Origin of the sequence: Protofrankia sp. Cas8, assembly GCF_963555845.1 — a bacterium.
Lineage (GTDB): Bacteria > Actinomycetota > Actinomycetes > Frankiales > Frankiaceae > Protofrankia.
In genome coordinates this window covers 8,310-19,794 of record NZ_CAUVXI010000082.1, presented here as the reverse complement: position 1 = coordinate 19,794, position 11,485 = coordinate 8,310, and the positions used below count along the sequence as shown (strand labels likewise).

Annotated in this window: 11 protein-coding genes; 7 read left to right on the top strand and 4 right to left on the bottom strand. The window is 69.5% G+C overall.

Annotated elements, in window-relative coordinates; genetic code table 11:
* The first annotated feature begins 234 nt into the window (after positions 1-234).
* The 3 genes from U9977_RS13690 (at position 235) to U9977_RS13680 (ending at position 3,158) form a co-directional block, all read left to right on the top strand.
* A complete protein-coding gene (locus tag U9977_RS13690; protein WP_322749632.1) occupies positions 235-2,082 on the top strand; it encodes a 3-hydroxybutyryl-CoA dehydrogenase in 1,848 nt (615 codons plus the stop codon).
* 117 nt (positions 2,083-2,199) lie between these two features.
* Positions 2,200-2,874: a YkvA family protein gene (locus tag U9977_RS13685; protein ID WP_322749631.1), complete on the top strand. Its 675-nt coding sequence runs from the start codon at positions 2,200-2,202 to the stop codon at positions 2,872-2,874.
* A complete protein-coding gene (locus U9977_RS13680) occupies positions 2,871-3,158 on the top strand; it encodes a hypothetical protein (RefSeq protein ID WP_322749630.1) in 288 nt (95 codons plus the stop codon). The genes U9977_RS13685 and U9977_RS13680 overlap by 4 nt, the downstream gene beginning before the upstream one ends.
* Before the next feature lie 76 nt (positions 3,159-3,234).
* Here the strand turns inward: U9977_RS13680 and U9977_RS13675 are convergent, their stop codons facing one another.
* Both U9977_RS13675 and ccrA read right to left on the bottom strand, forming a co-directional pair.
* Positions 3,235-3,885, bottom strand: coding sequence for a sugar-binding protein (locus U9977_RS13675; RefSeq protein ID WP_322749629.1), 651 nt, complete (start codon positions 3,883-3,885; stop codon positions 3,235-3,237).
* Between the two features lie 81 nt (positions 3,886-3,966).
* Positions 3,967-5,304 (bottom strand): crotonyl-CoA carboxylase/reductase, encoded by a 1,338-nt coding sequence (ccrA, locus tag U9977_RS13670; protein WP_322749628.1) that lies wholly within the window; start codon positions 5,302-5,304, stop codon positions 3,967-3,969.
* 160 nt (positions 5,305-5,464) lie between these two features.
* Between ccrA and U9977_RS13665 the strand changes: the two genes are divergently transcribed.
* On the top strand, positions 5,465-6,022 hold the full coding sequence (locus U9977_RS13665; protein WP_322749627.1) for a SigE family RNA polymerase sigma factor: 558 nt from the start codon (positions 5,465-5,467) through the stop codon (positions 6,020-6,022).
* The gene (locus U9977_RS13660) at positions 6,019-6,990 is read left to right on the top strand and encodes a VCBS repeat-containing protein (protein ID WP_322749626.1); all 972 of its coding nucleotides are present in this window, start codon (positions 6,019-6,021) and stop codon (positions 6,988-6,990) included. Before U9977_RS13665 ends, U9977_RS13660 begins: the two co-directional genes overlap by 4 nt.
* 21 nt (positions 6,991-7,011) lie before the next feature.
* On the opposite strand, the gene mce is transcribed toward U9977_RS13660, so the two are convergent.
* Positions 7,012-7,434 carry a methylmalonyl-CoA epimerase gene (gene mce / locus U9977_RS13655; RefSeq protein ID WP_322749625.1) on the bottom strand — a complete coding sequence of 141 codons (423 nt, stop codon included), beginning with the start codon at positions 7,432-7,434 and terminating at the stop codon, positions 7,012-7,014.
* A gap of 162 nt (positions 7,435-7,596) precedes the next feature.
* Here mce and U9977_RS13650 point away from each other — a divergent pair, with 162 nt between their 5' ends.
* Entirely contained in the window at positions 7,597-8,781 is a 1,185-nt protein-coding gene (locus tag U9977_RS13650; protein WP_322749624.1) for an acetyl-CoA C-acetyltransferase, read from the top strand.
* Positions 8,778-9,797, top strand: coding sequence for a methylmalonyl Co-A mutase-associated GTPase MeaB (meaB, locus tag U9977_RS13645; protein WP_322749623.1), 1,020 nt, complete (start codon positions 8,778-8,780; stop codon positions 9,795-9,797). Before U9977_RS13650 ends, meaB begins: the two co-directional genes overlap by 4 nt.
* 21 nt (positions 9,798-9,818) lie before the next feature.
* Here the strand turns inward: meaB and U9977_RS13640 are convergent, their stop codons facing one another.
* A complete protein-coding gene (locus U9977_RS13640) occupies positions 9,819-11,438 on the bottom strand; it encodes a hybrid sensor histidine kinase/response regulator (protein ID WP_322749622.1) in 1,620 nt (539 codons plus the stop codon).
* Between the last annotated feature and the right edge of the window lie 47 nt (positions 11,439-11,485).

Here is an 11,485-nt window from a genome sequence, read left to right as displayed (position 1 = left end):
GGTTTCGCGTCGCGCGGTTTCGCGTCGCCCGGTTTCGCGTTGCGCGGTGCCTCGTCGCCCGGTTTCGCGTCGCCCGGTTTCGCGTTGCGCGGTTTCGCGTCGCGCGGTGCCTCGTTGCCCGGTTTCTCATGGATGCCACGTCGGATGGCGATCGTGCGCTTGTGCGCCAAAGATCTGAGAGTATCTCGCGCACCGCCAGCGGGCATGGACACAGCGACGAGAGGGGTGGTCGGCATGGCCCAGGACTTCGCGAAGGTCGGAGTTGTCGGACTCGGCACCATGGGCGCGGGGATCGCTGAGGTCCTTGCCCGCGCCGGCATCGACGTGGTGGGCGTCGAGCTCAACGACGAGACACTCGCCCGGGGGCTCGGCCACATCCGCCACTCCACCGACCGGGCGGTCAGCCGCGGCAAGTTGACCGAGGCCGACCGGGACGCGCTCTTCGGCCGGATCCACGCCGGCACCGACCTGTCGGCTGTGGCGGCCTGTGGGCTGGTCGTCGAGGCGGTGCCCGAGCGGATTGAGGACAAGCGGGCGGTTCTCGCCGAGTTGGACGCACTGTGTCCGTCCGGAACGATCATCGCGACGAACACGAGTTCACTGTCGATCACCGAGCTGGCCGCCGGCACGTCCCGGCCCTCGCGGGTCGTCGGCACCCACTGGTTCAACCCGGCGCCGGTGATGGGCCTTGTAGAGATCATCCGTACGGTGGTGACGGACCCGGCGGTGCTGGCGGATCTTGAGATGCTGGTCACGAAGGTCGGCAAGACCGCCGTTGTCGCCGGGGACCGGGCCGGCTTCATCGCCAACGCCCTGCTGTTCGGCTACCTCAACAATGCCGTGCGGATGCTGGAGGCCCACTACGCCACCCGTGAGGACATCGATGCGGCCATGCGGTTCGGCTGCGGTCATCCGATGGGCCCGTTGGCGTTGCTGGATCTGATCGGCCTCGACGCCGCGTACGAGATCCTCGATTCGATCTACCACACCTCCCGGGACCACCTGCACGCTCCGGCGCCCCTACTCAAGCAACTGGTCACCGCCGGGATGCTCGGTCGCAAGACCGGCCGCGGCTTCTACACCTACGCGGCTCCCGATTCATCCGAGATCGTCGATGCCGTGACATCGGACTCCGTCATGTCCTCCGCGTCCGGGACCGCAGTCGGGACCGGGACAGCAGCCGCGTCCGGGACCGCAGCCGGGACCGGAACCCGCCGATCGGGCGCGCCGCCCCGACCGGTGCGCACGATCGGTGTCATCGGTACCGGAACCATGGCCAGCGGGATCATCGAGGTCGCCGCCCGCTCCGGCTATGACGTGGTCCTGCGTGCGCGCGGCCAAGCGAAGATCGCCGACGTCCGCAAGAAAATCGAGTGGTCGCTGGACAAGGCGGTCGCCAAGGGCCGGATCACCTCGGACGAGCGGGCCGCGACCCTCGCGCGGGTGCGGGCCACGACCGATCTTGCCGCGTTCGCCGACTGTGACCTCATCATTGAGGCGGTCGTGGAGGATCTCGAGGTCAAGCGAGCCCTGTTCGCCGAGATCGACGCGATCGCCCGACCCGGGGCGATCCTCGCGACCACCACGTCGTCCCTGCCGGTGATCGAGTGTGCGACCGCCACGTCGCGTCCCCAGGATGTGGTGGGGATGCACTGGTTCAACCCGGCTCAGGTGATGCGGTTGGTGGAGATCGTGCCGACCGTTCTGACCGCCGACGACGTCACCGCGACGGTTCTGGAGGTCGCGCGGGCGGCCGGCAAACATCCGGTGCTCTGCGCGGACCGTGCCGGGTTCATCGTCAACGCGCTGCTGTTCCCGTATCTCAACGACGCCGTGAGGATGTTGGAGGCGCATTACGCGGATGTCGAGGCCATCGACACGGCGATGAAGGTCGGCTGCGCTCATCCGATGGGGCCGTTCGAGCTCGCCGACGTCGTAGGCCTGGACGTGACGCTTGCCATTGTGCGCACGCTGTACCTGGAGTTCCGGGAGCCCGGATACGCCCCGGCGCCCCTGCTTGAACACCTTGTCAAGGCAGGTTATCTCGGTCGCAAGACCCGGCGCGGCTTTCGCGTCCACTGATCCGGCGACGGGGTCGGTGACCGGTCCGGGGCGGTTCGGACGCGCGTTTCGTCGCCTACGATGGCGCCGGACATCATGTTGTGCCGGTTCGGATCTTGTACTGGGCCGGGTACCGGCATGACCCGCCTGGTCCCGCCGTCGTTTCGGAGGAAGCCCATGGTCTCGCTGGACAAGGACGCCGCACGGGAGGTCGGCCGCGAGATCGCGACGTTCGTGCCCGATCTCGTGGTGATGTTGCGGCGGGTTCTCGTCGACCCGCGGGTGTCGCAGTCGGCCAAGATGGAGGCTGCGGCATCCCTCGCCTATCTGGTCTCGCCGCGCAACCGGCTGACGAACCTGATTCCCGTCGTGGGTCAGCTGGACGACATCGCGCTCGTGGCTTTCGCGTTCCGTCGCCTGCAGATGGGCGCGGGCGAGGCCATCCTGCGCGAGCACTGGCGCGGCAGCGACCGGACCTTCCAGGTCATGATCGGCGCGTCTTCTGCGCTGTCATCGCCGCGAGGGATGATCCGACGGGTGAAACTGGCCAGGACGCTCGCCGAGTCGACCATGGACCGGCTAGCCGGCTCCCGTCGGCGCCCTGGAATGGGAGATGACCCGCACCGCGTCATCGAGGGTGAAGTCATCGACGGTGACCGTGTCAGGGGTGACCGTGTCAGGGGTGACCGTGTCGAGGATGACGTCGTCGGCCGGACGCCCGCGTCCGAGCCCGGCACCGACCGGGGCATACCACGGCCCCGCGTGGCGCGCCCCCGCCGCCCGGAAGATCCGCCGGCGTCGCGTCCGCGGTGACCCGCAGACGGTCGCGGCGCGCGCGGCCGGAGCGACCACCGCTCCCACCGGCCGTCGTCGGCGCCGAGACGATCGAACAGCGTGCCGACGGGGACTGGATCGTGCGCCGGATCAGCGGCGCGGCCGCACGCAAGTACTACCGCTGCCCCGGCTGCCAGCAGGAGATCCTGCCGGCGACCCCGCACGTCGTCTGCTGGCGCGATGATCATATTGCCGAGCGTAGGCACTGGCACACGGCCTGCTGGACCCGTCGTGACCGGCGCACCATCCCGCCGGGCTGGTGATCCCGCTGGGCCGGCGGCGGGACCGGACGGCTCAGGAACGGACGGCTCAGGAACGGGCGGCTCAGGAACGGGCGGCTCAGGAACGGGCGGCCGCCGGTTGCCCGGTGTCCGCCGGCGACGGGTCCGATCCGAGGTCGAGCGGAGCCATGGCCGCTGCCAACCGGTCGCGCAGCTGACCAAGCTGGGCGGTCACCTGGTCCCGCTGTCGGCCGAGATCAGCCAGCCGGCGGCGGGACTCCTCCTCGGCTGTCTCGGCGGTCGAACGCGCGGCGGCGCCGATGGTCTCGGCCTCGGCCTGCGCTGTCGAGAGGATCTCCTGGGCGCTCGCCTCGGCATCGCGGATCGTCCGCTCGTGGGTCCGCCGCGCCTCGGCATGCTCCTGCTGGGCCTGCTGGAGCGCGGCGTCCACCTCCCGCGTCCGCTCCGCCCGCACGTCGGCGGCTTCCTCCTCCGCGAGCTGGAGAATCTGGGTGATCCGGCCGCCGAACTCCTCCCACGCGGGTCGGTTGGCAGCGAGATGATCACGTGCCGTCGCGGTTTCGGATGCGGCCTCGGACGCCGCGGCCTCGGCGGCGGCCCGATGCGACTCCGCTTCGCGCAGCTGCTCGACGAGCCAGTTGACGTGCGCTTTGACCTGATGTGGGTCGTAGCCGCGACGAACCAGATCGAAGTCCGGAGACGCGTCCGTGCCGTCGGACATTGGGATGAGATCGGTTTGCTCGCTCATAGGACATCAGAGTGCCAGACCAGCCACCGGGAGGTGCAGGAGCCGGTATGCAGTCGGCACCGGGACAGAAATCGGGCCGCTCTAAACTCCGCGAAACCTGTTGATCGCGGTGAGATGGCGCTCGCGGGTGGCGCCGTCGCGCACCCCGAGACCTTCAACCGGTGCGAGGCAGAGTACCCCGACCTTGCCCTGATGGAGGTTGCGGTGGACGTCGTAGGCGGCCTGACCGGTCTCGGTGAGCGGGTAGACGCGGGACAGGGTCGGGTGGACCAGGCCCTTGGTGATCAGCCGGTTGGCCTCCCACGCCTCGCGGTAGTTCGCGAAGTGCGATCCGACCACCTTCTTCAGGTTCATCCACAGGTAGCGGTTGTCGTAGGAGTGCATGAAGCCACTCGTGGACGCGCAGGTCGCGATCGTACCGCCACGTCGGGTGACGTACACGGACGCGCCGAAGGTCTCCCGCCCGGGGTGCTCGAAGACGATGTCGGGATCCTCGCCGCCGGTCAGTTGGCGGATCTTCTTGCCGAGGCGCTGCCACTCCTTGGGGTTCTGGGTGTGCTCGTCGGTCCAGAACCGGTAGTCCTCGGCGGCCCGGTCGATCACCAGATCGGCGCCCATCCGGCGTACGATCTCGGCCTTGCGCGGCGAGGACACGACACACACCGGGATGGCGCCGCCGTTGAGTGCCAGCTGGGTCGCGTAGGAGCCGAGCCCGCCGCTCGCGCCCCAGATGAGTACCACGTCGCCCTGTTTCATGTTGGCGCCGTTGTGGGATACCAACTGACGGTAGGCGGTGGAGTTCACTAGCCCGGGTGCGGCGGCCTCCTCCCAGCTCAGATGCGCGGGCTTGGGCATGAGCTGGTTGGCCTTGACCAGGGCGAGCTCCGCGAGCCCGCCGAAGTTCGTCTCAAAGCCCCAGATGCGCTGCTCGGGGTCGAGCATGGTGTCGTCGTGGCCGTCCGGGCGTTCCAGCTCGACCGACAGGCAGTGGGCGACCACCTCGTCGCCGGGGGACCACATGTGTACGCCGGGACCGGTACGCAGCACGACACCGGCGAGGTCGGAGCCGACCACGTGGTAAGGGAGATCGTGGCGTTTGCCGAGCGGGGACAGCCGGCCGTAACGCTCCAGGAAGCCGAACGTCGGCAGTGGTTCGAAGATCGACGTCCAGACGGTGTTGTAGTTGATCGTGGAGGCCATCACGGCGACCAGCGCCTCGCCGGGACCGAGGTCCGGGGTCGTGACCTCGTCGATGTGCAGGGCGCGCCTGGGGTCCTTGTCCTGGGATGCCAGCCCGTTGAAGATGTTGATCTCGTCCTTGCGAACCACCGCTCCCCGGTAGGTCTCGGGTACCGGCAGGGCCGCGAACGCCGCTTTGGGCGTGTCGGAGGCGAGAATTGCCTCGACAATTTCCTTCACGATCGACCTCCCGTGCGTCATCCGGTGGCGCTGGGCAGATGCTACCGACGGGTATGCCTATGAGTCGCGCGGTTGGGGGTGTGCGTCCGCGCTGGAAGCGATACAACCTGAGAGCAACCATTTGGGGTAGGAGAGCGTCTGACGTGGCGTGACCGCGCCCATGACAGTAGTGGAGGGGTGGCGGCCCGTGCCTGCGCGGAGCGACGCCGCTCGCAGCGAGGTCGCCCGGGATGCTGACGCCGCCCTGACGGCTCTGTATTCAGAGCACTACCGGTCGCTGGTCCGCCTTGCCGCCCTCCTCCTGGATGACGTCGGGCTGTGCGAAGAAGTTGTCCAGGACGCCTACATCCGCGTGCACGCCGCCTGGGGGCGGCTGCAGGACAGGGACAAGGCGCTCGCCTACCTACGGCAGACGGTGGTCAACCTTGCCCGCTCGACGCTGCGGCGGCGGTTGGTGGCCCTCAAGCATGCGCCCAAACCCATGCCGGACGCGGCCAGCGCGGAGGAGGGCGCCTACACCCTCGTCGAACGCGCCGCGGTCATACAGGCGCTGCGGGAGCTGCCGCGCCGCCAGCGCGAGGCCGTGGTCCTGCGTTACTACGCGGACCTCTCCGAGGCGGACGCGGCAGCGGTCATGAAGTGCAGCGTCGGCTCGGTCAAGGCTTACACGTCCCGCGGGCTGGCCGCGCTCGGCACCAAGTTGGAGGGTCTGCGGTGACCGCGCTCGAGCCTGACGAGCTGCGTCGTCTACTGACCGAAGCGGTTGATCCGGTTCGGGCTTCCCCGGCAGGCTACGAGCGGATCCGGGCCGGGATCATCCGCAGGCGGCGGATGCGGGTGCCGGCGACGACCGTCGGTGGGCTGGCGCTGGCCGGTTTGATCAGCCTCGCCTACGTGGCGATCGAACCCGGTCCCCCGTCCATCCTGGTCGAGCCGACCGTGCCGCCGCTGACCCAGCCGACTCCCGAGGTGACCGCGGTCCGCACGGCGGCCTCGCAGCCACCGGGCCACGGTGGGACGGGCGGGGGCGGTCAGGTGCGGCCGTCGGGGACGCCGAGCCGGTTGGAGACCTCGGCGTCGCCCACCAGCCCGAATCCGGGGGACGGGGTAACGCCGACGGCGTCGGCCAGCCGTCCCAGCGGCACGCCCAGTAACGTCCACTCGCCGACCCTCCCGCCGCCGGTGTCCGTCCCGGCGATGGCCGGCGATGTCGACGGGGATGGCGTGAGGGACCCGGCGACCGTGTCCGACAGCACGGTCAGGGTCGCGCTGAGCATGTTCGGATCAACCGCGGTGACCTTCCCGGCGGTGGCGGCACCGTTCACTTTCTCGATCGTCGACATTGACGGTGACGGTTACGGCGAGCTGATCGTCCAGACCGACAGCAGCGGCGAGACCAGAAACTATGGTGTCGCCAGGCTGACCTCGACCGGGCAGTTGCGGGTCGTCAACGGCAGTCCGCTGCGTGCCGGTCTCAACGGCGACCATGGTGACGGTTTCCGCTGTGAGAGTGGAAAAGTCGTGGTCGCCGCGGGAGACCGGACCACGGACAGGATCTACCAGGTGACATCGACGACATGGCAGATGACGGGCACGGGGTTCACGGCGGTCGGCTCGCCCGCGAACGCCACGGTGGACCTGGCATCGGCTCCGTCGCCCTTCACCGCCGGCTGCGGGATCGCCTGACCCCACATTGTCGCGAAACGGCTATTTGGGGAGGGCCTGTACCAGTTCTGTGAGCACACCGCCGGTGTCCTTCGGGTGCAGGAAGGCGATACTCGCGCCCATCGAGCCGTGCCTGGGCCGCTTGTCGACCAGGCGGACGCCCTGCCCGGCGATGGCGGCCAGGGCACCTTCGACGTCGTCGACGCCGTAGCCGACGTGGTGGACACCCTCGCCGTTGCGGGCGAGGAACTTCCCGACCGGGGAGTCATCCCGGATCGGCTCGAGCAGCTGCACGTATGAACCACCCGGGGCGGCCTCGGCCACGAGCAGCATGGCCTCGCGAACGCCCTGCTCCTCGTTGACCTCCCGGGCGGCCACGGTGAGCCCGAAGGTCGTCTCGTACCAGGCGATGGACGTGTCCAGGTCCCGGACGGCGATGCCGACATGATCGATTCTCGTGAACATCGCGGACTCGAGCCCTCTCTCTCGCGGGTGTGGACGCGATGCTGCCATACCCGCTCCCCACGGACACCCGTCTCGACTCCGACGTGCCCGCTGGCCGCAGCATCTTGATGAAGATCACGTTATCGTTGCAGAACACGCAGTCGCACTCCCGGGAGGCCATCCATGCCTGGTTCTGTCATCGTGGCCGGCGCGCGAACCCCGATCGGCAAGCTGTCCGGCGCTTTGAAGGGCTTCCCCGCCGTCGAGCTCGGCGGATTTGCGATCAAGGCCGCGCTGGCGCGGGCCGGTATCGGTGGTGAGCAGGTCAACTATGTGATCATGGGGCATGTCATTCAGGCGGGTCAGGGGCAGATCACCGCTCGCCAGGCCGCGATCAGGGGCGGCATCCCCATGAACGTTCCCGCGATCACGGTGAACAAGGTCTGCCTGTCGGGTCTGGACGCGATCGCACTCGCCGACACCTACATCGCCAGTGGCGAGTTCGACGTCGTCGTCGCCGGTGGCATGGAGTCGATGACACGTGCCCCGCACCTGTTGCCGTCCCTGCGTGAGGGCGTCCGCTACGGCAGTGCCGAGCTGCTGGACGCCACCGCCCACGATGCCCTGTTCTGCGCGGTCGACCAGGTCGCGATGGGGCTGGGAACCGAGCGGTACAACGCGGGGCTGGGCATCAGCCGGGTCGAGCAGGACGAGTTCGCCGCCCGCTCCCATCAGCGCGCCGCCGCCGCGATCAAGAACGGGCTGTTCGACGACGAGATCGTCCCGGTCGAGGTGCCCCAGCGCCGCGGTGACCCGGTGCTCGTCAGCCAGGACGAGGGTGTCCGCGGTGACACCACCTCGGAGGCGCTGGCGAAGCTGCGTCCCGCCTTCAGCGACGACGGCACGATCACGGCCGGCTCGGCCTCGCAGATCTCCGACGGCGCGGCGGCGGTCGTGGTAATGAGCCGGGCGAAGGCTGTCGAGCTCGGGCTGACCGTACTCGCCGAGGTCGGCCAGCACGGCTTCGTCGCCGGCCCGGACGCCTCGCTGCAGTCCCAGCCGGCCAACGCGATCTCGGCGGCGCTGCGCAAGGAGGGCCTGACTCCCGCTGACGTGGATCTTTACGAGATCAACGAAGCGTTTGCCGCGGTGGGGATCCAGTCCATGCGCGAGCTCGGTATCGGCCCGGAGGTCACCAACGTCAACGGCGGCGCGATCGCCCTCGGCCACCCGGTCGGCATGTCCGGTACCCGGATCGCCCTCACGCTCGCCCTTGAGCTGCGTCGCCGCGGCGGCGGCATCGGTGCCGCCGGGCTGTGCGGCGGCGGCGGCCAGGGAGACGCCCTCATCCTGCGTGTCCCGGCGTGACCGCTGCCCCTAGGACGGCAGCCCCGGCCCGGTTGCGTGCCGCGTCCGCCACCGATCTGGTGGACGCGGCCACCGCCGGTAGTCCGCGGGCGATCGCACGGCTGATCTCCCTGGTCGAGGATGCGTCCGGGCAGCTGCGCGAGATCATGGCCCTGCTTGCGCCACGGTCCGGTCGCGCGCAGGTGATCGGCCTCACCGGATCTCCCGGAGTGGGCAAGTCGACCTCGACATCCGCGCTGGTCAGCGCGTTTCGAGCTCGTGACCTGCGCGTCGGCGTCCTGGCCATCGACCCGTCGTCGCCGTTCACCGGCGGTGCGCTGCTCGGCGACCGGGTACGGATGCAGGAGCACGCCACCGACCCCGGGGTCTACATCCGTTCGCTGGCCTCGCGCGGGCATCTGGGTGGGCTGTCCTGGGCGACACCGCAGGCACTGCGGGTGCTCGACGCGGCCGGCTTCGACGTCGTGCTGGTCGAGACCGTGGGGGTGGGTCAGGCCGAGGTTGACATCGCATCACTGGCCGACTGCACAGTGGTGCTGCTGGCCCCGGGTATGGGTGACGGCGTCCAGGCCGCAAAGGCCGGCATCCTGGAGATCGCCGATGTCTTCGTGGTCAACAAGGCTGACCGCGATGGCGCGGAAAACACCTACCGCGAGCTCACACACATGATTGCGCTCACCGGACCCGCAACCGCCTCCCAGGGGGCATGGCGACCCCCGGTCCTCAAGGCCGTGGCTTCGCGTGGGGAGGGCATCGCCGAGGTCGTGGATGCGATCGCCGACCATCGTGCGTGGCTGGTCGAGCACGGTGTCCTGGACGCCCGCCGGCGCCGGCGGGCCGCTGACGAGATCGAGCAGATCGCGCTCACCCAGCTTCGGCTCCGCATGGGTGACCTGCGCGAGGGTTCCCTGCTCGACGGCCTGGCCGCGGAGGTCGTCGCCGGCCGGACCGACCCCTACACGGCCGCCGACCGCGTCGTCGCCGGTCTGGCCACGACGCAGCCGCGCCACGACTGACATGTCCGCACGACTGACATGTCAGGGTGCGGTGTTGGCGGTGTTGGCGGTGTTGGCGGTGTTGGCGGCGGCGAGATGGCCGGCCGCGGCAACCACCGCGGCGACGTCCAGGGGCGCTCCCACCACGTCCACGGCACCGGCCTGGCGCAGCCGCACGAGGTCTCTCGGGTCATCGTCCATGGTGAGTACGACCGTGGGTATCCGCCCCGCCTGAGCGTCCGCTGCGAGGGTCCGCAGCAGGTCTTCGGCGCTGCCGTCCGGCAGGTCCCGGTCCAGCAGGACCAGCGACGGTCGGGACCGCCGGACCGCGTCGAGGGCCAGCGCGGCCCGCGGCACCGAGACCGTGTCCGCGCCGAGGGTGTTGCGTAGCACGTGTGTGACCATCGTCCGGGTCGCGGGATCACCACTGACGTGTACGACCCGGGGATAACCGACGTGGCGCGACGCTGCGTCCGATCGGGCGGCCAGGACAGCCGGCGCCGGCCCGAACCCGTGGTCCGGGCCGTGTCCGTATCCGTATCCGTGTCCGTATCCGTGTCCGTATCCGGGTCCCGGACCGAATCCGTCGAAGTCGTCGTCGTCGTCATCGTCGAAACGGACGTCGACGGTGTCCAGGACGACCGCGAAGACACTGCCGACCCCGAAACGGCTTGCCGCCGTCAGGACACCCCCCATCGCCGTGACCAGAGCGTGGGATAGCGCCAGACCCAGTCCACTACCCTCGACGCCCGTTCGTTCGGCTCCGAGCCGTTCAAACGGCCGGAACAGCCGGTCCATGGCCTCGGGTGGGAGTCCGTTGCCGTCGTCCTCGACCTCGATCCGGACCCGGGCTCCGGTGATGGGCACGATGCCCACCCGCAGGGTGCCGCCCTCGCGTCCGTACTTCAGCGCGTTGCCGACCAGGTTGAGCAGGACCTGCCACAGCCGGCGGCGGTCGGCGTCGGCGACCAGCGGCTCGGCCGGCGAGATGACCCGGCGGATGCCGCGTTGCTCCGCGAGCGGTTCGACCAGCTCGACGACACCATGGACGATCTCCAGGACGTTGACGGGTCCCTTTCTGATGTCACCGCGCCCGGCTTGCAGCCGGGCGAGATCGAGCACGTCGTCGATGAGGGCCTGCATGTGCCGGCCACCGGTGATGATGCGTTCGACGTCCTCGTGCAGCTCTGCCGGCAGTGGTTCGAGCTCCAGAAGTTGGGCGAAACCCAGCACGGCGTTGAGCGGGGTGCGCAGCTCGTGGCCGAGGCGTGCGATGAACTCGTCCTTGGCCCGGGACTCCCGTTCGGCGGTTTCCCGGGCGCGGACGTCCTCGGTGTCATGAGCGACGATCACGATGGCGCCTGACGGGTCGACCCGCACCGACACCTGGAACGGCGCCACGTTGGCCGCGGCGTCGAGGAGGTCGACGGTTCCCCGCCACTGCCCGGTGCGGGCCAGCGCGCGCGGCACGACATCGCGCAGCCGGACCCGTGCCGAGGGCTCGACCACGTCGGCCAGGTCCCCGAGGTGGACCGGTTCGGTTCCAGCCAACCGCTCGCCGAGGAAGGTTCTGGCCGCGGCTCCGGCATCGAGCACGCGACCATCCGCGCCGACCAGTATCACCAGGCTGGTCAGTGCGTCAAGGAGGGTCCGTGGAACCACCTATGCCTCGTCGTCCCGCGTCGTCCACTCCACGGCGGGCAATGGTA

Excerpts from the sequence above, each read along its gene's own strand:
- U9977_RS13690 (WP_322749632.1), top strand. The coding sequence starts at position 235 with ATGGCCCAGGACTTCGCGAAGGTCGGAGTTGTCGGACTCGGCACCATG.
- U9977_RS13685 (WP_322749631.1), top strand. The coding sequence starts at position 2,200 with ATGACCCGCCTGGTCCCGCCGTCGTTTCGGAGGAAGCCCATGGTCTCG.
- U9977_RS13675 (WP_322749629.1), bottom strand. The coding sequence starts at position 3,885 with ATGAGCGAGCAAACCGATCTCATCCCAATGTCCGACGGCACGGACGCG.
- U9977_RS13665 (WP_322749627.1), top strand. The coding sequence starts at position 5,465 with ATGACAGTAGTGGAGGGGTGGCGGCCCGTGCCTGCGCGGAGCGACGCC.
- mce (WP_322749625.1), bottom strand. The coding sequence starts at position 7,434 with ATGTTCACGAGAATCGATCATGTCGGCATCGCCGTCCGGGACCTGGAC.
- U9977_RS13650 (WP_322749624.1), top strand. The coding sequence starts at position 7,597 with ATGCCTGGTTCTGTCATCGTGGCCGGCGCGCGAACCCCGATCGGCAAG.